This is a genomic window from Gemella sanguinis ATCC 700632 (assembly GCF_000701685.1).
Lineage (GTDB): Bacteria > Bacillota > Bacilli > Staphylococcales > Gemellaceae > Gemella > Gemella sanguinis.
In genome coordinates this window covers 20981-45181 of the sequence record NZ_JNJO01000013.1, presented here as the reverse complement: position 1 = coordinate 45181, position 24201 = coordinate 20981, and the positions used below count along the sequence as shown (strand labels likewise).

The 24201-nt window shown below is 31.1% G+C and carries 20 protein-coding genes; 2 read left to right on the top strand and 18 right to left on the bottom strand.

The genetic code is table 11. The features are described 5' to 3' along the window. From T369_RS0106675 to T369_RS0106590, 17 genes are all read right to left on the bottom strand, one after another. A partial coding sequence (locus T369_RS0106675; protein WP_081821903.1) for a CshA/CshB family fibrillar adhesin-related protein occupies positions 1 to 4337 on the bottom strand: 4337 nt, incomplete at its 3' end. Positions 4338 to 4804: 467 nt separating this feature from the next. Next, complete coding sequence (locus T369_RS0106665; protein ID WP_031553358.1) at positions 4805 to 6217, bottom strand: oligosaccharide flippase family protein; 1413 nt, start codon at positions 6215 to 6217, stop codon at positions 4805 to 4807. Between the two features lie 126 nt (positions 6218 to 6343). After that, the gene (gene glf, locus T369_RS0106660) at positions 6344 to 7441 is read right to left on the bottom strand and encodes a UDP-galactopyranose mutase (RefSeq protein WP_031553355.1); all 1098 of its coding nucleotides are present in this window, start codon (positions 7439 to 7441) and stop codon (positions 6344 to 6346) included. A 26-nt stretch (positions 7442 to 7467) separates the two neighbouring features. Next, a complete protein-coding gene (locus T369_RS0106655) occupies positions 7468 to 8631 on the bottom strand; it encodes a hypothetical protein (RefSeq protein WP_031553352.1) in 1164 nt (387 codons plus the stop codon). A 15-nt stretch (positions 8632 to 8646) separates the two neighbouring features. Further along, positions 8647 to 9720, bottom strand: coding sequence for a glycosyltransferase (locus T369_RS0106650; RefSeq protein WP_031553349.1), 1074 nt, complete (start codon positions 9718 to 9720; stop codon positions 8647 to 8649). A gap of 28 nt (positions 9721 to 9748) precedes the next feature. After that, positions 9749 to 10720 (bottom strand): glycosyltransferase family 2 protein, encoded by a 972-nt coding sequence (locus T369_RS0106645; RefSeq protein WP_031553347.1) that lies wholly within the window; start codon positions 10718 to 10720, stop codon positions 9749 to 9751. Positions 10721 to 10723: 3 nt separating this feature from the next. Further along, entirely contained in the window at positions 10724 to 11821 is a 1098-nt protein-coding gene (gene wecB / locus T369_RS0106640; protein WP_031553344.1) for a non-hydrolyzing UDP-N-acetylglucosamine 2-epimerase, read from the bottom strand. 69 nt (positions 11822 to 11890) lie between these two features. Further along, a complete protein-coding gene (locus T369_RS0106635) occupies positions 11891 to 12946 on the bottom strand; it encodes a glycosyltransferase family 4 protein (protein ID WP_031553341.1) in 1056 nt (351 codons plus the stop codon). Next, positions 12939 to 13679, bottom strand: a complete 741-nt coding sequence (locus T369_RS0106630; RefSeq protein WP_031553338.1) for a WecB/TagA/CpsF family glycosyltransferase — start codon at positions 13677 to 13679, stop codon at positions 12939 to 12941. Before T369_RS0106630 ends, T369_RS0106635 begins: the two co-directional genes overlap by 8 nt. Before the next feature lie 10 nt (positions 13680 to 13689). Continuing rightward, positions 13690 to 14484, bottom strand: coding sequence for a LicD family protein (locus T369_RS0106625; protein WP_031553335.1), 795 nt, complete (start codon positions 14482 to 14484; stop codon positions 13690 to 13692). 117 nt (positions 14485 to 14601) lie between these two features. Continuing rightward, positions 14602 to 15966: a sugar transferase gene (locus tag T369_RS0106620; RefSeq protein ID WP_031553332.1), complete on the bottom strand. Its 1365-nt coding sequence runs from the start codon at positions 15964 to 15966 to the stop codon at positions 14602 to 14604. Between the two features lie 9 nt (positions 15967 to 15975). Further along, positions 15976 to 16704 (bottom strand): polysaccharide biosynthesis tyrosine autokinase, encoded by a 729-nt coding sequence (locus T369_RS0106615; RefSeq protein ID WP_031553330.1) that lies wholly within the window; start codon positions 16702 to 16704, stop codon positions 15976 to 15978. A 9-nt stretch (positions 16705 to 16713) separates the two neighbouring features. Next, the gene (locus tag T369_RS0106610; RefSeq protein ID WP_031553326.1) at positions 16714 to 17406 is read right to left on the bottom strand and encodes a Wzz/FepE/Etk N-terminal domain-containing protein; all 693 of its coding nucleotides are present in this window, start codon (positions 17404 to 17406) and stop codon (positions 16714 to 16716) included. 21 nt (positions 17407 to 17427) lie between these two features. Further along, positions 17428 to 18171: a CpsB/CapC family capsule biosynthesis tyrosine phosphatase gene (locus tag T369_RS0106605; protein WP_210727763.1), complete on the bottom strand. Its 744-nt coding sequence runs from the start codon at positions 18169 to 18171 to the stop codon at positions 17428 to 17430. Beyond that, positions 18172 to 19641 (bottom strand): LCP family glycopolymer transferase CpsA, encoded by a 1470-nt coding sequence (gene cpsA / locus T369_RS0106600; RefSeq protein ID WP_031553323.1) that lies wholly within the window; start codon positions 19639 to 19641, stop codon positions 18172 to 18174. 139 nt (positions 19642 to 19780) lie between these two features. Next, positions 19781 to 20629 (bottom strand): diacylglycerol/lipid kinase family protein, encoded by an 849-nt coding sequence (locus tag T369_RS0106595; protein ID WP_031553322.1) that lies wholly within the window; start codon positions 20627 to 20629, stop codon positions 19781 to 19783. Between the two features lie 397 nt (positions 20630 to 21026). Beyond that, positions 21027 to 21392, bottom strand: a complete 366-nt coding sequence (locus T369_RS0106590; protein WP_006364669.1) for a DUF1310 family protein — start codon at positions 21390 to 21392, stop codon at positions 21027 to 21029. Between the two features lie 246 nt (positions 21393 to 21638). Between T369_RS0106590 and hemH the strand changes: the two genes are divergently transcribed. Together hemH and T369_RS0106580 are read left to right on the top strand one after the other, a co-directional pair. Beyond that, a complete protein-coding gene (gene hemH / locus T369_RS0106585) occupies positions 21639 to 22715 on the top strand; it encodes a ferrochelatase (RefSeq protein WP_031553319.1) in 1077 nt (358 codons plus the stop codon). A gap of 372 nt (positions 22716 to 23087) precedes the next feature. Next, a complete protein-coding gene (locus T369_RS0106580) occupies positions 23088 to 23600 on the top strand; it encodes a rhodanese-like domain-containing protein (protein ID WP_031553317.1) in 513 nt (170 codons plus the stop codon). A gap of 261 nt (positions 23601 to 23861) precedes the next feature. On the opposite strand, the gene yidD is transcribed toward T369_RS0106580, so the two are convergent. After that, the gene (gene yidD, locus T369_RS0106575; RefSeq protein WP_031553314.1) at positions 23862 to 24119 is read right to left on the bottom strand and encodes a membrane protein insertion efficiency factor YidD; all 258 of its coding nucleotides are present in this window, start codon (positions 24117 to 24119) and stop codon (positions 23862 to 23864) included. Positions 24120 to 24201 lie beyond the last annotated feature (82 nt).

The window sequence follows — 24201 nt, the reverse complement described above, 5'->3', positions numbered from 1 at the left end:
GTTGTTTCTGCTGGATCTGCAGTTGGTGTTACTGGTGTTACTGTTGGTGTGTATTTAGCCGTTACTTCTGTTCCATTCTTATCTACACGTTTAACTGTTACTCCAGTTCCTTTTCCTGTGAATGATTTTTCTGGTACAAATGTAACTGTTCCATCTGGCGCTACTGTATATGTACCTTCTCCAGGAATTGTCTTAGTTTTTGATCCATCTTCGAATGTTGCTGGTGTGTCTTCATCAATTTCTACAGTTTTTTCTACACCATCAACTGTTGCTTTACCACCTTCGAATGTTGGTTTACCTTTTTGTGTTTTACCTTGAATATCTTTTGTTGCTGCATTTTCAGCTGTTGGTGTTACAGGTACGATTTCTGGTGTGTAAGTTGTTGATACTTTAATTCCATTTGAACTTTCTGCTTGAACACTTACTGGTGTTACTTTTCCTGAGTATGATTTATCAGTTGGAGTAAATGTTACCTCTCCAGTTGTTGGATCGATAGTATGTGTTCCAATTACAGTAGTTCCATCTTCAGCATAAGCTGGAGTTGATGTTACTTCATTTCCATCTTTATCAACTAATGTATAGCTGTTTTCTTTGATTGTTACTGGTTTTTGTTCGCCATTAACTGTTACAGTTGTACCTTCGAATGTTGGTTTACCTTTTTGAGTTGCACCTTGAACATCGATTGATTTAGCTGGTTGTGCTGTTGGTACAGCTGGTACTACTGTTGGTGTGTACGTTGCGTCTGCAGTAATTGTAGTTGTTTTACCATCTTCATTTTTAATTGTTGCAGTTGCTTGAACTGTTACACCTTTTGCAGTTCCAACGAAATCTTTTTCTGGTACGAATGTTACTGCCCCAGTTGTTGGATCGATAGTGTAGCTACCTTCTCCTGCCACTGTTACAGTAGTTGCATCAGTTGGTTGACCTGTTGCTGGATCTACTAATTTCTTACTAGTGATTTCTGCTGTTTTATCATTACTTAATTCAAATGTTGGAGTTTGTGTTTGAGGTACATTTTGTACATCTTCAGAAACTTTATTTGTTGGTGTTAAAGTAATTGGTGTTACTGTTGGTATGTATTTAGCTGTTGCTGTTTTAAGAGCATCTGCTGGTACATTACCATCTTTATCTCTACCAACTGGAGCTGTAATTGATACTGTAATACCTTTTGCTGTTCCAGTAAATCCTGGTTCAGGTTTAAATGTTACTTGCCCTGTTGCTTGGTCTAATATATATGTACCTTCTCCTTCTACTGTCACTATATAATCATCTGTTTCTTGACCTGTTGCTGGGTCAATAAATTTAGCTCCGTACTCTAAATCAGGTGTTACTTTAACTTTTTCACCGTTGCTGTTAGTTCCTTCTAATTCAAACTCAGGTGTTCCTGTTTGAGTTGCACCTTGAACGTCAGTAGAAGTTTTGTCAACACCTTCGATATTTTTAGGTGTTACTGTTGGAATGTAAAGACCATCCATATTGTCCATCACTTCATTAATTGATGGTAATAATGTTTTATCTTTAGAAACCCAATCAGTTGTATAACCATTATCATCTGTACGACGGATACTTATACCGCTCGCAGTTCCTACAAAGTTATCTTCTGGAGTAAATTCAATATCTACGTTATTACCGTTTGGAGTAACTTTATATTTACCTTCTCCTGGTATTACATAATATCCATCAGCTTTTGGATTTATTACTTGTTTCGTTCTATTATCAATAATAACTGGAGCTACAGTTTGATCGATTTCTGCATTTTTATCACGGTTGTACTTGTATAGTCCTTGAGCCGTGAAAGCAACTGTTGCTGTTTGTGTCGCTCCTTGAACATCGATTGTTTCTTTACGCTCACCTTTTGGAGGGAAAGTAATTTGAGTTTTAAAGTCTTCTACTTCTCCAGATAAAGCTAAACCTGTTGGGTTTTCAATATCTGATTGATTACTAGCAATACGAACACGTGTACCTAATTCAGTAACACTTGGGTCAATCATTGTTTTTGCATTTCTGAATTCAAGTCTAACTGGTCCATCTTTTGTAATAGTTGCCAAGTCAGAACGTTCATCCTCATCGAATGTTCCGTTTTGGTTAAAGTCAATCCAACCGTAAACATACGCTTTAGGAGCGCCATCAGTATGTGCTTCAACATCTAAAGTATACGTCCCTGGACGAGTACGGTCTAATTTAATCATATCATTAGTTTGACCTTTTAAGTTATCAGGTACGATTTGATCAACACCTTCATCGGCTGAAATAGTGTTGTCATCACCTGTCCAGTCTTTTGCGTTATTTTCATCCATATCAGGACTTACAGTTCCTAAGTATGGTTGAGCAAGTTTTGTACCTGTTACACCATCTACCGTTCCAATTGAGTGTTGTGCTTTCCCATAACTTTCTGGAGCGTCTCCTTCATCAAGAGGGAAGAATCCAAGCATAGCAGATTGTTTACCTGATGATGCGATATAAAGTCCCACTTCTGAAGCTCCTTGAGTCATAACTAGGGGTACTGAAAAACGGTTAGCAGACACGTTTGGTCCGAAAACTCCAGTTCCTAATCCTCCCGTAACTTGGTCTGGGCTACCAAAGTATTTCCACGCTACTGGTTTTTTATCTGGGCCAACCTCATTAGCATTACGAAGTAATTCCAAGTTTAGTCCTGATATTTTAGTACCATTTACATCAACAAATTTTGCTCTACTATAGTTATTTGCGGGATCAAAATAATTGTGTGTGTCTTGAACTACATACGTTTTAGTATTTCCCCCATAAGTAGCTTTTTTCCATTCTCCGATATGTTTCCAACCAGTACCATTCGTTGTGAACATTACTAATTCACCAGGGTTAGCTGACTCACCATCAGCAGCTACTACTGCAGGTTTCACTGATTTACCACGGAATGTTGCAGAAATCTCAAATTGAACACCGATATTCGCACCATTATACTCTGATGAAATTGTTGTTCGTTTTGAACCAGTATCAATTCCTTCTGTACGAATTTCAGTCCAACGATTTTGAGCGTCTGCTACTACTAATGCTTCTTCTCTGTTTGCGAAAGCTGCTCTAGTTGTAGGATCTCCAATAGTTCCAATATATCCATTTTTTGCATTTGGATCATATGTAGCTTTTTCAGCTTCTGTAGCACCTTCTGCTTCCATACGGTTTTTATAGATTTCAGTTGTTTGGAATGGTTTAAGACTCTTAACCTTAATATTAACTATATATCCAGGCATAATTTCTTTAGTGTAAGTTGATCCTACTTGAAGAGCTGTTCTACCATCTTTAGCTTTTGTGGTATTAGTCCAAGCACTTGTATCTCCAAAATCTAACCAGTTAATTTGTTTAACTAGTTCTTTTGCATTAATTTTAGAAAATTCTGTTGGTTTTTCTGCTTTTGGTGTTGCTGTTGCATCCTCAACATCTGCACCGATTCCTGATGCTGCTCCCGCTACATCTGCACGGAATGCTGCATTTTTATTGATTTCTTTTCCATTACGAGGGTCATTTTTCCCTGTGTTAGCAATAGCGTTTGTTCCTGGTTTTGGTTCAGTTTTGTCTTCTGGTTTAACTTCTACTTTGCTTTCTACTGCATCTTTAGATCTATTTCTTAATCTTGAGTTAGCAGTAGTAACTAATGTTTGGTAAGCTTTATCTAACTGTGATTGAGATGTAGCTGTACCTGCTGTGATTTTAGCATTAGCTAAAGCTTTTTTAAGTTCATCTAGACTTTCGTCAGTTTTATTAGCATATTTTCCGTTTTGAATATTAGATTCAATGTTTGAAATATAGTTAGTTAATTTTGAATTATCTACTTTTACTTCTTTTTTCTCTTCTTTTGCAGCTGGTTTAGCTTCTTCTTTTTTGTCTTCTTTAGCTGTTTCTTCTTTTTTATCAGCTGCTTCTTTAGTTTCAGCTTTTGCCTCAACTTCTTTATTTTCAGCATCTACTTTAGTTTCTGTTGCAGTATTTTTGTCAGCTTCAACTTTTGTTTCAGCTGTAGCATTTGCATTTACTTCTGCTTTTGCTGCTTCTTTAGTTTCTACTTTTGCTTCTGTAGTAGCATTTGTGTTAGCTTCTACTTTTTTAGCTTCTGTTGCTACATTTGTATTAGCTGCAACATTAGCATTATTAGTATTATTACTTACACCTGTATCTACATTAGTATTTTTTCCGGCTGTATTTTCTGCAGTTTGGTCACTCGCTTGAGCTGCTCCTGCTCCAAAGAAAATACCTACACCGACAAGAACACTCGCTGCACCTACTTTAAATTTCTTAATTGAGTAAGTTTCAACTCGGGTTCCTTGTTTCTGTTGTTTCTTTAATAAATTATTTTTTCCGATCACGTTTTTTCTCCTTTAATATTTTTTTAATAATATTTTCATTATGAACATGTAAAAAACTAGTATTTTAGCACTAGTCCGCTATTTGCACTAGTTATTATAACATTATAATTAGCTACAAGTAAAATATTTGAACCGAAAAAACATATTTTTTTTTAATTTTTTTGTATTTTGTATTATTGTCAGAAAATTTACCTTATTTCATTAATTTTACAGCGTTTTCTTCGTTTCCAAACTCTGATTTTAAGTATCAATTAGTGCGTTTTCAAAGCTTACATATCTTAATTTTATATTATTTTTTTATTATGTAAGCAACATTTTTTATCTACTTTATACCTAAATAAAGATAAAATTCAGCACTAATTTTTACCATACTGAGAAAAATATTTTTCAACACGATTTTCCGAAATAAAAAACCAACCAGATACTTTATCCAGTTGGTTTTATCATATTAATTTGTTATATTACTTTTAATGTTTTAGTGTAGCTTTTATCTCTCGAATATTTATAGCTTTTAGTATAAATAATATAACAAGATATATCGCTCCTCCAAGGGCAACATATACTATTAAGCCTATTAACCCACTTAGCCCTAATCCAATTTTAGCACCTTCAATAACAGCAAACATCACTGTTGACGCAACTATAATTTTCAACAATTCTGTATTAAATAATAAGTTCTTATTGATAATATTTCGGCTATAGAACCACTGTATGGCAAACACTAAAAATTCTACAATTACCGATGTTATACTTGCTCCAATATAACCAAGCCATGGTATCATGGCTAAGTTAACGAGAACACTGACCACCGCTGGTATTGTTGTAGATAACATAAACTCTTTGTTTTTATCTCTCACTACAAGCACTTGGAATCCAAGTATATTCGTCCAGCCTATAAACATAATATTTATCGTTATTATGTAAATAACATATTTTACATCTTGGAAACTTTCACCTAAAAACAGTTTAATGAATATTTCATTAACAGCTAACAAACCAAATACCATTGGGAAAATAATTAGGTTATACAATGTAAAAGAGAACTTAACCATATTTTCCGCTTCTTTATGCTTATTATCCGAAAGTAAATTTGACACTCTCGGTAGCATAACTGTTCCCAATGAACTTACTACCGTTAACAATATACTCGTTAACTTTTGCCCTTGTTCATAAATACCTACATCAGAGTATGAACCTAAAACCCCTAGTAACGTTCTATCTAGTACAACATATAGAGAAATCGCAACTTGAGGTAGGAATAGCATTACCGTCGGTTTAATATGTGTTTTAATAATTTCTTTATTAAATGTAGGTTTTCTTAAAAATTTTTTCGCAGGTACCCACATTACTAATTGTCCTAGAAAATCAAAGATTACTAAGAAAAATACATAAAGATATAATTGGTCTTGACTTTTAATAAAAGTGAAGATACTTAATACACCAGCTAGTTTTACTATACCATTACGAATAGTAATCTTTTTAAAATCTTCCTTACCTGAGAATAACCAAGATATATCGACTAGTTTTCCAAATAAGCTAATCGCTAATATTAATGGTATCATACCTGACATTCCAGGTATTAATTTTATTATAAAGAAGTATATTACTATTGCTATACCACTCGTAATAACTTGAATGATGTAAATATTCCAAAAAGTGCTACTTACATCTCTAGAAGCAGCTATTTGCTTTGTACCATAAATACTAATCCCTAACATCGCAAACAAAGCAAAATAACTTACTATTGAATTATAAAAACCATAATTACCTAATTCTTCACTAGTAAATATACGCGTGACATAAGGTACTGTGATAATCGGTAATATTATATTTAATATTTGATACGATAAGTTGTACAAATAATTTCTAATTACTTTCACCTAAGTTCCTCCTCTGCTTTATTTCTCCTCAAAAACCTACCACCACAAACATGCAATGGTAGGTTTATAGATGTATGTATTTATAAGCACACTCTTACAAATAATAATTTAAGGCAATCTTTATTACTACTCTCCTAACTCTTCACGCACCACATTAAGCGCTCTTTCTATTACTACATGCATATCATAGTATTTATAGTCCGCCAAACGCCCACAGAATATTACATCTTTGCCTTTAGCTTCTTCTAAATATTGTTGGTATATTGCATTATTTTTTTCATCATTAATTGGATAATATGGTTCATCCCCACGTTTCCAATCCGCTGAAAATTCACGAGTAATAACTGTTTTTTCTTGAGTACCTTTTTCAAAGTGCTTATGTTCAATAATACGTGTATATGGTACTTCACGTTCAGTATAGTTCACTACAGCATTTCCTTGGAAATTATCTTCATCCAATACTTCATGCTCAAAGCGTAAACTTCTATATTCTAATTCACCGTATTTATAGTCAAAGTATTGGTCTATCATACCTGTAAACACTACTTTTTTAGCACTCGCTTCAAGTTCTTCACGGTTTTCGAAAAAGTCAACATTAAGCTCAACTTCAATACCTTTTAACATATTTTCAATAATAACATTATACCCTCCAATAGGAATACCTTGGTATCTATCGTTAAAGTAGTTATTATCGAATGTAAAACGCACAGGAAGACGTTTAATAATAAATGGCGGTAGTTCTGTAGCGCTACGTCCCCATTGTTTTTCTGTATATCCTTTAATTAAAGTTTCATACACATCTGTTCCTATAAGTTTAATTGCTTGTTCTTCTAAATTTTTAGGTTCAGTGTCTTTAAGATGAACAGTTTGTTCAGCAATTTTTGCTTTTACTTCTTTTGGAGTTTTTGTTCCCCATAATCCATAAAAAGTATTCATATTGAATGGTAAATTGTATAGCTTACCTTTGTAGTTCGCCACTGGTGAATTAATATAATTATTAAATTCAGCAAACTGATTTACATATTCCCACACCTCTTTATTAGATGTATGGAAAATGTGTGCACCATATTTGTGGACATTAATACCTTCTACATTCTCACAGTAGATATTTCCACCAATATGATCACGTTTATCTATTACTTTTACTTTTTTTCCCTTTTTTGTTGCTTCGTGAGCAAAAATTGCACCTGACAACCCCGCTCCTACTATTAAATAATCGTACATAATTATTCCTTTCTAAATAGCAAATACTATTCGGTATTTTCATTATTTGTTGTCTTACCTATTCTTCTACCCATAAATAGTGCAGCTACTACAAACCAAAAACTATTATATTGAGGTAGCATTATTAAATCATCTATAATTCCATGGAATGCTAATAAAATAAATATAATATATAAATAACTATCTTTTTGAATATATATTTTTTTCATTATTATAGTCATAGCTACTAGGAATATAAATAAGAATATTATCCCTGCTCTTAGCAGTAATAACACATATAAGTTATCTACATAGTCATATGTTGATGTATTAAGCATCCCATTTTCGTCTAATCCATTACCTGATAGCGAAAGCGTCTTCCCGAATAATCCATATCCGTAAAATTTCAGAGTACTGTTACCAAGTGATAATCTACCACCTAAAGCTTCATTTAGATCCGATTGCCAATCGCTTAAATAATCATAATTTATTGTAGCATATATACTTAATAAAGCTAGCACAAGAAACGACCATATAAATGTTCTATTTAGTAAAATTTCTCTGAATTTTTGTGATTTTTTCATTATAGTAGAGAAAACAATTAATGCTACTCCTAAAATAAATGTTAATCGTGAATCTGTATACTGGAATAATACATAATTAGCTGCTAAAAGACATATTAGAGATAACCACGAAATATTTTCTTTTTCCAGGTAAACTTTTAAAAAGATAATATTACATAAAATAGATGATGGATATAAAGCATATCTAAATCCTAAGTATTGTCTTTCCCTTAATGCAGAATAATAAATATAGTTTTGTATTATTCCTAAATAACTACTTAATATAATAAATACTAGCATAAATACGCTGATAATATATGAGATTCGTAATATTTTATTAACTTCCATATTACGCGCAGAGTAAATAAATATTGGGAGTAGTGTTTGAGTTAATCCAAAATACATATAAAAGTATCCCGTAATCACCATTAGTACTAAAGCTAGAATTCCATCTCTAGAAGTAAATCTAGCACCCAAAAACTCTTTTAGTAATAATAGTAAAACGCAAAATGCAAACAAAATTTTCCCATAACTGTTTATATACTTAGCGTAAAATGATGTGTTTAATAAACTATATAACAAATAAGCTACATATGGTATATAAAACAACATATTTTTCAAAGAATCTCTTCTTATTACTATATTCATAATTTCCCACCGTTTCTACTCATTAACTTTATCCTTTTCAAGACATTTTTCCAATGCCTTTTTATAATAATATCCTTCTCTTAGTTTCTTCCCGATTTGTTCGGCATTTTTCTTAATTTGAACATACTCTTCTTCAGTAATATTATTAAGGATATTTTCTATTTCTAACAAACTACCTACGACAACTCCTGCATTGTTTTCTTCAATAAACTTCGCTATTGCCGCTTCTTTCCATATAATAACAGGAATCCCAGAAGCTAAATACAGTGACGTTTTATGAGGGTTATTATATCTTAAATAATTCCCAGTGTTCCCACTACAAGTTTCTAAACTTTCTCCATCCCATACTAAACCAAACTTACCTCGTAATTCACCTGGAAGAACTTCTGGTTTAAAACTACCAAAATATTCTATTTTTTCCCCTAGCTCAATACTCTTATCAAAGTTAGGCCCGAATAGGTTTAACTTATAATTAGGATTAGTTTTTAATAACTCATAAATATATGTACTTTTACCTTTTGAAAGATTCCCAGCTATTGCTAGTCCATCTGTCACCTGATCATTCATCTGTGCATCAGTTAAATAATCGAAAATTTCTAGAGAAACTAGTTTGTCTTCCTCAAAACCTTTTTCGATAAGGTATTTTTTCATAAAATCATTGTGGCAAATAATCTTATCAAAACATCTCAATACTTTATTATCTGCAACATCAGTTAACTCATGGTTGTGCTCTACTCCTTTTTGAACTCCCATTCTAAGAGATTCCAAATCGTGGATAACAGCTATAAACTTCGCTTTTTTATGTTTTTGAATCAAAGGAATAAGTTTAGCATTTAATCCTATACCATAAGTAGGGTGTTGATAAATTACAACATCTCCTTCTTTCGCACTAGAAAATACCTTCATCCATTGCATTACCCCTTTAGATAATAACCATGCTTTTTGATATAATCTACCTTTATTTACTGGAAAAGGATTAAAAATTATTTCTTTACCATTATATTCTTTTGTCAATTTGTATATATCATTCGGCGCCTTAGGACCAGCTGTATTATCATCAGTTTTAAGCGCATTTATATAATATATCATCTTTCCTCCTATATTATCTTTTCTAAGTTTAATCTTTTAAATACTTAGTTCGTACTAAATTATAAAGTTTTGGAGACACTATAAATAATCCATATTTTACTTTGTTTTTCTTAATAACTCTAGGATTTTTCATAACATCCTTCCAATACTTAGAAAAATCTTTTCTTTGTTTTTTTAATTCTGTAGTCATATTTGATTTTAACATCGCATTTACTACGTGTAATCCATTTAAGACATAACGGCTATTAACCGCCCTTCTCATATTAGGATTATTTGGGAAGTCTCTGTCAACATAGCCAAAATTGCAATCCATCGCATTAAAGAAGTTTAGTATTTTTGGATTAAATTCTGAATTCACCGTACTTCCTACTCGTCTATAATATTTATATAGATTATGCTTTCCTACAGCTATTTTCTCACAAGCATTTATATGTTCATAAGCAATAGCCAAATCTTCATAAATCACACCTTCTGGAAATGGATATTTTTCTACTATTTCTTTTTTATATATTTTTCCACCTGGGTGAGTTCCTACTATATTCCCATAGAACATTTCTTCTAAAGCAGTTTCTCTATTAAGTACAGTAGCTCCTTCTAAGTCAACTCTATCCAAAGCGTCTTTTACTTCGTAGTTTCTTACCTCTACTACTGTAGTTGCAGCCATATCAGCATTAAACTTATCACGCAAAGCTACTAAATATTCTACCGTTATTTTTTCATAATAGTCATCAGAATCTAAAAACATAACCCAATCAGCGGTTGTATTTTTAACCCCAATATTTCTGGCTCTACTTTGCCCACCGTTATCTACATGAACAACTTTAATACGGCTATCTTTTTGAGCATATTCATCACATAGTAATCCAGATTTGTCAGTAGAACCATCATTTACCAAAACAATCTCCAGATTACTATATGTTTGATTTAACATGCTTTCTACACTATATTTCAAAAATTCCTCTGCATTATAAACTGGAACAATAATTGCTACTTTATCCACAATCTATATCTCCTTTAATAGCACTTCTGCTATTCTTTCACTTGCTCTACCATCTCCATAAGGATTACTTGCTTGGCTCATTTTTTTGTATTCTTCATTATTTTCTAATAACAATTTGAAGTTATTGTAAATATCTTCTTCTTTTGTCCCTACCAGTTTTAATGTTCCCGCAGCAACACCTTCTGGTCTTTCAGTAGTATCTCTTAAAACAAGCACTGGTTTCCCTAGTGATGGTGCTTCTTCTTGAATTCCACCAGAATCTGTTAGAATTAAATAACTCTTATTAAGGAAGTTATGGAAATCAATAACTTCTAGCGGTTCAATTAATTTAACTCTATCTTCATCCCCAAAAATTCTATTAGCAACTTCTCTTACTCTTGGATTTTTATGAATTGGATAAATAACTTTTACATTGCTGTGATCTTGTAATACTCTCTTTATAGCTTTGAACATATTTTCCATTGGTTCACCTAGATTTTCACGTCTATGTGCTGTTAACATTATTAGACGATCATCTCCTACCCAATCAAATAGTTCATGTTTATATTCTGGATTAATCGTTGTTTTTAAAGCATCTATACCTGTATTACCAGTAACATAGATAGTGTCTTCATCTCTTTTTTCAACTAATAGATTTTCTTTTGCTTTTTCTGTTGGTGCAAAGTTAAAGTTTGATACGATAGATACTGCTTGACGATTGAACTCCTCTGGGAATGGACTATAAATATTGTATGTTCTTAATCCTGCTTCTACATGTCCTACTTTTATACCAAGATAAAACGCAGCTAGTGCAGTAGCAAATGTTGTCGTAGTATCTCCATGAACTAAAACAACATCTGGTTTTTCATCTTCTAATACTGGTTTAATTTTATCTAATATTGATGTTGTAATAGTAAATAGAGTTTGATTATCTCTCATTATATCTAAATTATAATCTGGAACTACCTTGAAAACATCTAATACTTGATTTAACATTTCTCGGTGTTGCCCAGTTACACATACTTTTACATCAAAATTTCCATTTCTCTTTAATTCATTAACTAACGGACACATCTTTATAGCTTCTGGTCTTGTACCAAAAACCAACATTACTTTTTTCATCTGTACATCTCCTTCAATTTTAAATAAATACTATTTACCTATTGATTTTCAATAGTTTTTTATATTTTTCTATTTAATATTTTTATATACCTGTAAATATTTTTTTAGAAATACATCATACTCTACCATGTCTAGTGTACTAATTCTTGCCGTTTTTCCTAAAGTTATCCTTTTTTTCTCATCTCTAATTAATAATTCTATACCATCTTTAATTTCATCGATGTTTTCTGATTCAACTATTACAGAGTTGTCTTCATTTATCAAATCGCTAAAACCTAGGATATTTGTTACAACAGCAGTTTTTTCACGTAGAAAAGTTTCCGCTAACGCCAGACCAAAACCTTCAAATCTAGAAGGAAAAACTAAAAAGTCAAAGCTATTTATCAATGCAGAAATATTATCTCTATACCCTAAAAATTCTACATTACTATTTAATTTATAAGTAGAAACTAGTTCTTTTAGCTCATTTTCCATTTGTCCCGCTCCAATTATATACATTTTATAATCGCTATAATCTAGACGAGCTAATGACTTAATTAATATATCTACACCTTTTTGATAATCTAATCGTCCAATAAAACCTATTTTTGTCCCTGTAAAATCAGTAACTTCAGATGATGTTTCTTTAGAGTTATCTACCTTTATGCCATTATAAATAATTTCTACATTATTTAAATTTAACTGTTTTTTTAAATGTTCTTTTACCGCTATACTTACAGCTATTACTCTTGCACCTTGCACTGAATATTTATAAAGTTTCAATCTATTATCAAAAATATTATGAGCTGTATAGACATGCTTTACTTTCGGGAATAAATACATTAGTAATCTGGCATAAAAAGCTGCCATTCTATGATGTGTGTGAATAATATCAATTTTATATTTTTTTATAATACTGCTTAATATTTTAAAATTTTTAGCAAGGGTTTTAGGTGATTTTGATTCAACATCTAGTATTTTATGATGTTGAATGCCGTTTTTCTTTAACTCATCTTCCCATAATCCGCCTGTAGAGGCTATATGAACACTATCAAACTCTTCTTTTAAATCAGTAGCCAATTGATATACTATCTTCTCAGCTCCCCCTATATCCATTGTACGTGAAATATGAAGTATATTAGCCATTTTGACTTCTCTTTTCTTTTACTATCTCTTTTATAAAAGTGACATTCCCGACGAAATAACGTTTGAATAATCTTCTTGGTTCATTGGCTACTCTAAACAACCATTCTAAATTAGCTTTTTGCATCCATTTTGGCGCTCTCGGGATAGTTCCTGAAAGAACGTCAAAACTTCCTCCAACTCCCATAAAGACACTGTTTAGCCCGTTATCTAAAAACTCTTGAACTATATATTCTTTTTTAGGTGAAGTTATACCAATGTATACTATATCTGGATTTTTCTCTGCTATATCCGCTTCGATCCCTTTTAATTCTTCATCAGTAAAATATCCGTTTCTTGCACCAACGATTTTTAAATTAGGATAAGTTTCTTTGAAGTTTTCTAACATCTTATCTACTACTTCTTGTTTTGCCCCAAAGAAATATGCACTATAGCCTTTTTCACAAGATAGTTTTAATAAATCTTGCATTAAATCTATCCCTGCTACTCTTTCCGGTAGAGGTTTACCTAAATACTTAGAAGCTAAAATAACAGAGGCTCCATCTGCATTTATTATTTCTGATTTTTTTACAATCTCTTCTAATTTTTTATCAGTTTTGCATAAATTTAATTTATCTGCATTCACACCCATAAGATGCAGTGGTTTTTTGTTAATAATATATTCTTCTACTTTATTTATAGTTTCTTGATTCGTCAGCGAATCAATATCTATTCCCATAATATTCACTTTGCTCATAGTCTTCCTCCTATTTTCCATAAGCCGCTTCGAAATGACCTACTCTATCTTCTTCTTTTGGTAATTTCATAAAGTCGCCATAGATATTTTCTAAATATTTCTCTGGTTGGCTATGCACGCTTAATTGCATACCTTCGAACTCCATTTTTTTAGGTTCACCAAATACTTCTATTGGAACAATCTCTCTATCACGATATGTTCCTAAAACATTACCACCTCTAGGGCTATCATAGAACCCATATTTTCTAATTACTCTATGAAGTTTTTTATTAATTTTTTCTGTATTTAAAAATCTATCTATCTTTGTTGCCTTAGCTACTTTTACTAAAGTATTCTCAAATTTCCCTCTATCTCTATCAGAAATTTCATGAACAACAGATAGCTTAGATAACATTCTATAGAATAAAATATGTTTTTCATGCTTCCATTCAGAAAATCCTTTATCTGGGAAACCATCTAGTGGGAAGATGTCTAAAAATGGATTGCAGTCAGTAGTACCAAATGTTACTACAGTAGCAGTATCACGAATAGAAGTATTTCCTAAATTATCAGTATGAGTTTTTAGTAGTATATGTTTTGGCAATTCACTATCCGCGATCTCTATGAATTTATCATAGTCTTCCCTAGGCATACCTAAATCCATATCGTCATCCCAAGGGATAAAACCTCCATGTCTTATCGCTCCTAATAATGTTCCTCCTAGGGCATAATATGTTAAATTGTGCTTTTCACAAATGTCTGAAAAGATTTTTAATAGTTCTACTTCTTTCTTTTGTACTAACCTTACTTTTTCATTTATTTCCATACCATCGTCTTCCATTTCTTATTATTTTATGCTATAATGTCTTTATTGAATATTAAGGTCTATGTTCTTGTTTGCCGACTTAAACATAGGCTTTTTCTTTTTTCCCTAATTAGCTGTTTATTTACTTCCTTCTCGTTTTAAAACAACTAATATTGTTCTAAAAATAATTTTTACATCTAGCCTTAATGACCATTCTTCTATATATTTTAAATCTAGTTTTACAACTTCTTCAAAATCTAATATATTACTACGACCGCTCGTTTGCCACATACCCGTTATTCCTGGTTTCACCCGCATTCTCTTGAAGTGGTGTAGCTCATATTTTTTATATTCATCATATGTTGGCGGCCTAGTTCCCACAACACTCATATCTCCTTTTAGGACATTGATAAATTGTGGTAGTTCATCTAGTGACCAATCACGTAATTTTTGCCCAAATGGGAAAATCCTAGGATCGTTATCCATTTTGAACATTAGATCTGATGATAGCTGATTTTTTTCCATCAGCTCTTTTTTTCTTTCCTCAGCATCCATATACATACTTCTAAATTTATATATTTGGAATTTTTTCCCGTTTTGACCCATTCTTGTTTGTTTAAATATTAATGGACCCGGCGCTTCTTTTCTTACAATTGGATATATTATTATCGCAACTATACCTGTTAAAACAATTCCAATAATAGATAAGACAATATCCATTAAACGTTTAAATATCATCTGTCTTAATGTAGCTATCTTCATAGCGGATGTTAGATAAACATTATCCCCTTGAAATGTTACTACAGTATTAGCCCCTACTTCTTGAATTATAGGGGTGATATTTATCTTCATCGGAATTCCTAACAACTCAAACATTTGAAATGTTTCTCGTAAATTACTATGAGAAGGTAAATTTACATATATTTCATCAACCCTATGTGTCGATAAAAAGTATCTGATTTGATCTAGACCGTGTATTACAGGTTTATTATTATAAATATACTCTTCAGAATCATTAGCATATCCAAGTACATTATAGTTCGGAGGTAACTCCCCAATTTTGTCAAGGTCCTCAAATTCAGATAAGATTATTATATTTCTACTATCATCTTTATACTTAGAATTAATCCTTTTTATTACTGTTCTAAATACATATGTAAACACAAAAATCAATACCATGAATTTAGGTAATTCTAAACTTGAAGAAAGATTATAGAAATACTCTCTCTCAAATATCGCTGTATAAAGAGCAAATAACGAAACTAACTTAACAGTATAGATAAATACCATTTTCAACTCTACTAAATATCCGCGTTCTCCTATCGTAGAATATTCTTCTCCCATAACAATAATAGCGGTACTTATTACAACTAAAATCATAGCTAAATATACACTGACCTTAGAACTAATGTTAAAGTTGAAAGTAGATATGTATGATATTAACAAACCAAGTATGTCAAAAAGCAAGAATAAAACTTTATTATTTTTTCTTACATAATACATATTTGTTACCTACTTATTTCTTCTTTTCTTTTTATCTTTCGACTCTTCTTTTTTACCATAATCCCCGTAACCACCATAGCTACCATAACCACCGTAACCTAAATCACGTTCTTCTACTTTATTTAAAATTACTCCAAGGAATTTTGAACCAGCTTTTTCAAGTTGATCTTTTGCTCTTTCTAAAGCTTTTTTCTTAACTTTATTTACTTCTACTACAGTTATAAAGCCATCACATTTTTTCGCGATAATCGCAGCATCGATAACTGCACCAATAGGTGGTGTATCAATGATAATATAATCATAATATTCTTTAAACACATCAATCATAATATTGAAGTTTTTATTTTGTAATAAGCTAGTTGGACTAGGTGGAACCTTCCCTGCAGGAATAATATTTAAGTTCTCAACGTCTGTTTCATAAATTACTTCCTCAATAGCTGCTACCCCTGATAAATAACTAGTAAGACCCGTTATTTTGTTAGTGAATTTGAATCTACCTGCCATTACAGATTTTCTTGTATCAGCATCTACTAAAATAGTTTTATACCCTAGTTCAGCAAGTGAAATTGCTATATTTACAGAAACTGTACTTTTCCCTTCGTTTTCACTTGTTGATGTTAGTGCAATAACTTTTATATCTTTTCCTAAAAACTGGATATTTGTTCTTAGCGCATTATAATACTCTGTATTAGTTCTATCTACTATTCTTTCATTCGTTAATAAATTGATTTGCGACATAATCTTCTCCTATTTTTTATTTGTACTTGGGATAACACCTAAAAGTACTAAATTCATTGTTTCTTCAATATCTTCTGGACGTTTGATTCTATCATCCATAAGTTCTATTAACACTACTCCACCAACCGCTAAAATAAATCCTAATAACGCTGCTAGTACTGAATTTTTAAATACATTAGGTGAACTTGGTGTTAAAGCCGCTTCCGCTTGTTCTAAAGTTGTTACATCTTCTATTTTTGTAACTTCTTTAATTTTATCTGCTGATACTTCTCTTACAGCATTAGCTAGATCACGAGCTTTTTGTGGATCTTTATCAGTTGCAGTAATAGAAATTATACGTGTATCTTTTGGAGCATCAACACTTATTTTTTTAGCAAGCTCCCCAGGTGTTATTGATAAATTATTTTTTGATACTACATCACTCATTACACTATTTGATAAAATAATTTCTTTATAGTCTTTAACTAATAATGTACCTAACTGAACGTCTTGTGTAGTAATAGCTTGATTATCTTTTTTCTGATTTACCACATATACTCTTGTTGTACTGTTGTATTTCGGCGTTGCAATAAATAAGCTATACATTAGTGCTCCAGCTGTAAAAACTAACGTCGTTAATACTATTATTAGTTTTTGACTCCATATTCTTCTTAATAACAGCATTATATCTATTTGTACAAAATCTTTTTCTTGATTATCCATTCTTGGCTTCTCCTCTTTTCCTTATATAATTTTATTCATTAATAGTCGTTCTTGATTTTTTGAGAACAACTCGAAAGCATAAGATGTTCCATATTTTTTCTCAATTATATTGAACGCTTCTTCCATATATGTTCGTCTATTCGTCATATTATGCATATCACTAGCGATAAAATGCACTAGCTCTGCGTCTAAATATTTCTTAGCACGTTTTTTGTAATTTTTATGCTTATCTCCGAACAACTTCGGTTTTAATATGCTAGCTGCATTAATTTGTACTAAACATCCCATATTAACTAGCTCTTGCGCTTTTTTCTCATCAAGATTGTTATACCTTTCTATATGAGCAATTACCGGCGTAAGACCTAATTGAAGTATATTATTTAATGCATTGTACATTTCTTTATAGCGTATCTCATAAGAAAACTCTATTAATATATAGTCTGTTTGTGCTAGTGTTTCATAATTACCACTTTCAATTTTTGCGATTTCACCTTCTCTATAAAAAATTTCACTTCCTAGATATACCTCTAAGTCATCCGCTACTTCACGAGCGATTTCCTCAACCCTCGCAAAGTTTTCTTTAATAACTTCATTAGATGTTTCAAACATCCCACGTCTTCTATGAGGGGTAGCAATTATAGTGCGTACCCCTTGTTTATAACTTTCTTCTAATAGTTTTCTAGTTTCACTTTCATCGCTAGCGCCGTCATCAACACCAAAGATTATATGTGAATGAATATCAACTATCCTTATTCCTTCTCTCATTTATTTTCCTTCCAATACATTTTTAATATTTTCTTTTACTTCATTTAAACTCTTATCATCTATTTTTGTCATATATAGATTTGCTTCAGGCATAGCGTAAGATGTTAATCCCATGCTTCCTGTTCCTGTTAATGCTTGAGAACTCACGATATAGTCTTTTCCAGCACTTAACTGCTCATTCGCAAGCCCCATAGCTGTCTCAAGCGGCATATTAGTTTGAATAGATTCTGTTAACTCTTTAATTATACTGTTATAATTTGAAAGAGCTTCTTTTGTTGATAATTTTTTAATCATCGCAGTTATAACTTTTTCTTGGTTTTTACCTCTATCGTTATCTCCATCAGTTAAGCTATAACGTTCCCTTACAAAGGCTAATGCATGTGCAGAGTCTAGATGTAACATACCAGGTTCAAAATTATAATTTCCTATATGTGATACAAAACTTTGATCATTATAAACATCTACACCACCGATAATATCAACAATCTTAGTAAATGATGTAAAGTTAAGTCTAGCATAATAATCTATCTTAATATCATATAAATTCTCTAAAGTATGAATAGAAGCATCAACTCCATATATACCTGCGTGCGTCAATTTATCGTACTGGTTATTTCCGCCATCGGCTATTTTTACATATGAGTCCCTAGGCGTTGTTGTTAATAATATCTTACCTGTTTTTTTATTGACCGTCATAATTATGTTTACATCTGAACGAGATACTGAAGATATTGGACCGTGAGTATCTATACCACTTATATAAACATTAAATGTATCTCCAACTTTTTCATTACCTTTTGAATCTACTCGTTTTGTTATTTTAAGTTCATATATTTTCTTAGTTTTTTCACTAAAGTCTGGGTATTGACTAGTTACAAAACTTTCATGTGCACTGTTAAGTATCATAGCCTTGCTAGTTCCTTTTTCTAGACTTTCATAAGAGCTAATATAACTTTTTTCTTCCACTAAATCTAATGATTTATTGTTGTTTTTTGCACGGATGTCTTTCATTAGCTTATTGATATTATCTCCATCACTTGATACTGGAGCTGCTACATCCGCTCCACTCAAATCATTTATCGAATTAACATCACTATCTTTTGGCACTACTACGCTCATAGTATATTCACTTACCGCTGCTGTACTATTTAAGTTATCAAATAAGTTAATCGCAGTTCTAAATTGTGAATATGTAAAGACTAGTACTATATTCATTAATACTAACAGTATTGTAGTAAGTACTTTTACCCTTCTTTTAATTACAGAATATAGTCCCAATATAAGTACTAACAAAGTACTTATCGCTATAATATAGTTAACTCCTCTAAAGTCCAGGAAATTATGCGAAAACATCGTCCACAGAACTATAGCTCCTAACACTAATAAGGCTATAGTTAATAACCCATTAACTACTCTAAAGCCATCTAACTTCGACTCTTCTACACCACTATTTCTCGTTCTTCTGCTCATTTTTCCTTCTCTTCCTCTTTTCATTTTTTTATAAATATTCCACAAAAAACAAGGAATAATTTTAAATGCAAATAACTCTAATAAATAGTAAATTCGTCTTTGTATTTACTATCCCCAATTATTCGCTTAAATTATTCCCTTATTTTCTCTTAATCTTATAGAATTTTTCTATACATTTTATATCTAAAATCCCTTTGGCCTTCTTTAATTCTCCATCAATTTGGTAATGTTTTTGATTCGTCTCAATTTTTATATTTTTTGTTTTTATATATTTTACACCTTTCATCTTCTGAGGTTGTTTCAGAAGAAGGCATATATAATTATAGACAAAAGTTCTAAACTTCATATCACTCATTACCATCACATGAAGAAATCCATCTTGACCATTTGCGGTATCGGAAAATTTTATTCCTCCACCTTCGTAAGGCTGAACCATGATATTAAATAAATAGATATTACTACTTTCTAATTTCCCCTCATCATACTCCACCTTTACATAGTATTTTTTCAGCGACAACAAACTTAAAATCCCGCAATAAATGTAAATATACTTCTTTAGGTACTTTTTTAGCTTAGTTTGTTTTTCACGTTTTATTATATCCGCATTAAACCCTATATCTAATCCAGAACAAAATTTCTCCCCATTCACACTAGCAACATCATATATATTTACTTTCTTTGATTTTATTAAATCCATTATATTTTCTGATTTTAGTCCTAGTGATCTTGCTAAATCATTACCTGAACCTTTTGCTAGATAGATAATCTTTTCATCATGATAGTTGTTGATGACTTCATTAATTGTTCCATCTCCCCCTATAACTATCAACTCTTCTGAAGAAACCTCATCCATTAGCTCCTTAGCGGTAATAGTTTTTGATGTTCTATGAACTTTATAAGCTATTTTCTCCACTTTAAATATTTTTTCTAATTCAGATAACTTTTTTACAGAATTTTTGCTGTTTGTATTTACAATTATTTCGATCATTTTATCCTTTCCAAAAAAACACTTTCTCACTGTCTATTATATACTATTATATGTCCTAAAACTAGTTAGAAGCATTAATAAATTATAATTTTTTAGATTGTTTTTAAAAAAATTTGAATAAGCTCTAATCATTGATAAATTAGCATTTTAAATCGAAAAATAAAGCTGTATTTTCTGACAATTCGTATCTATATTCTTGTTATTTTATCTATCTCATAATTTAAATTTATTTTAAAATATAATTTCTGAGTAATTCGTTTCCAAAATTCTATAAAAACCCTTTATTGAAATGTATTTTTTATACCAAAAATTAATTATTTTATATAAATTATCAATACTAAACTCCCCCTTAAGACAAAACAATCCTCTGAAACTTTCATTTCAGAGGGTTGTTTTATTACTCTTCTTCGCTCTCTAATATTTTATCAACTTCTTCTGAATGACCTACTTCCTCAACTTGCTGCGCATCATCACTCATAAGAATTTCAATATTAGCTTTTTCATTATTATTAATAATCAGTCTTGCGAATATTTTTTCGCCCATATTTCTAATACTTTCATAATCTACTTTGTAATCTTTTATTTTAGCTTTACTTGTAAAAGCTAACTTATCTTTTTCTAAAATAATTTTTTCATATAAACCACGAGCATCTGCATTTTTTACTTTTTGAACTATCTCTTTATATTTTGGATTATTTTTCATATAAATAACCCCCGCCACTGCTGTAATCAATGTTACCGCTCCTACAAATCTCTTTCTCATAGTTCCGCCTCCTTTTTTCTTTAAACATATAAAATTTCACATTTATAAAAACAATATGGATATTCATTATCCACAAAAAGCATATTTTATACTTTACTATTGATAATAACTCTTTTTCTCTTTTTTTTCAACTATAAATCTCTCCTCCCCCATGCACCTCCGACTCTTCTTAAATAAAAATTCGTGCTTTCTTGTATGTACAGTGCTATAATAAATTTATACATTAACTGAGAGGTATTTATTTATATGAAAAAATCTATTCTTGTTATGACTTATGGTTCGCCAGAAAGTTATGATTTCGATGGAATATGCGAATTTTTTACTAACATTAGAAAAGGAAAACGTCCTAATGACGACGAAATAAACTTATTGCTAGGCAATTATTTAAAAATTAAACAATCACCACTTCAAGAAATTACAAAAAAAGAAGTAGAATTACTTAGAGATGAATTAGGCGAAGAATATTCAATATACTTTGCAAATAAATTCTCAAGACCATTTATTCCTGACGTTATCAAAACTATGGAAAATGATGGCATAGAGCAATGTATTTGTTTAGTACTAGAACCTCATTACTCTATTTATTCAATAATGGGTTACGAGAGATTTATTAAAAGCGATAAAATCAAATTTAATATTATAAAATCATGGTATGAAGAAGGAGAACTTATTAACTATTGGGTAGACGAAATTAAAAAAATCATAGAAAACGACATAAAAACTGATAGCTATAAGGCAATTTTCACAGCACATAGCGTTCCAGAAATCGCATTTAAGTTCAATGATCCATATGTTGAACAAGTTTATAATATGACTGATATTATCGCAAATAAATTAGATCTACACCCTGATAATTATGTAAATACTTGGCAAAGTGAAAGTGATATTGGTATGCCGTGGATAAAACCTGATGTCCTAGAATATTTAAAAGGGCAGGAACAACACCCAGAGCACTATATATTTATTCCATTAAGCTTTATTAGTGAGCACGTTGAAGTATTGTACGATAACGATGTTGAATGTAAGGAACTTTGCGAAGAATTCGGCGTTAAGTATCATCGTCCACCTATGCCTAACTATGATCCGAGACTAATTAAGGCATTAGTTTCAACTATAAGAAAACACGAAAATAACAAGTATACTTTCCACAATCCAGAAAAATCAACCTTTGATGAATTCAAAGAAAGCGAACCAAAAATGCCGGAGTTTGTTAAAGAAATGTTAGCTAAACGAGATGCAAATAATAATGGATCAAATCAAGGTAACAGTCAAGAAATGCCGGACTTCGTTAAAGCAATGTTAGGCATAAACAAGAATAACTAATATCAATTAAAGGTCTAGAATTCTAGGCCTTTTATATTTTTTAAAAAAATTATAAAAGAAAAAATAATAATTAATTTATTTTCAACTATTATTTTTTCTATTTTTAACCCTATTATAATATATTTATACTATTCCCCTCTCCTTATTTTCACTCCCTAAAAAGATACACAATATTTTTAATATAATTGGTATTCTCTAAAATATAATTTTATATATTATGTGTAACAATAATTATAATATTACTTCATTATTTTATTAATATAATCGCTTTAAAGCCTTATATTAACAACATTGGTTTGTTGTATATCATTTATTTTAACCTTGTTATGTGTTATAATATATATGTAAAGAATATCAGGAGGAAACTTTCTTATGAAAAAAATTAAAAGACTATCATTAGGTTTATCTAGCCTTCTATTAGCTACTACTCTAGTTGGTTGTAGCGACAATACTGCACGTACTTATAAAGACGGCAAAGAAGCTGATGTAGAAAAAGCTGCAATAAAACTAGTTAATGCGGTTAAAACTGGTAATTATAATCTTATGAGTGCTGACGAACTTAAAAAAGCTCTAGACGCCAACGAAAGCATGGTTCTTGTCGATACTATGCCAGCTGATAGTTTCAAAAAATCTCATATCAAAACTGCTGTTAACGCAGTTTTACCGACTAAACTTGATGAGGTAAAACCAGAAGAAAAAGAAGCATTCTTAAAAGCTTTAGGTGATGATAAAGATAAAAAAATAGTTCTTTATTGTGGATTTGTAGGATGCGAAAGAAGTCATGTTGGTGCACTTATCGCTAAAGAAGCAGGTTTCAAAAATGTCTATAGATTCCCGGGCGGAATTGCCGCATGGTTAGATGCAGGAAACAGTGTTGAAAAATAACATAAATACAGTTGGAATTTGTGGATAATAAATGAGGAGTTACCTCACAAATACTTTTTATATTGCATAGGGTTAAAACAAACAGTTATTGTTGCTGGGCAAATTAACAATAGTTAACCACCTCGGCAAAAATCAATCCTATTTTCTAAATTTATTCAAAAAATTCCGCCCCCCTGGGTTGGCTAGCAATAGCCAACCCTCCTTTTTTATACAAAAAACTCTATATTTATCAATAACCTTTACTATGATAAATATAGAGCTTTATTTTTTATTCTTTCTACCAAATTTAAATATATCCTCTTTAAACAACGGAACGTTATCAAAGTATTCCCCCTTATAAAAAGGATGACATTTTAGCAGTCTTTTAACGGTCAAATATGTGCCTAAGAAGAACCCAAATTTTTGATAACTTTCGACTGCATAACTTGAGCAAGTAGGAGAAAATCTACAACGGGGCTTTGTATAACGAGATATATATTTTCTGTATAAATTAATTAAAAATATGCATATTCTAGCCATGTTTTCCTCCTTTGTTTTCTTTTATTCTAACAACATAAATAAAATATTGCAAACTTGAAACTCAAGCCAAGTTAAATAACAA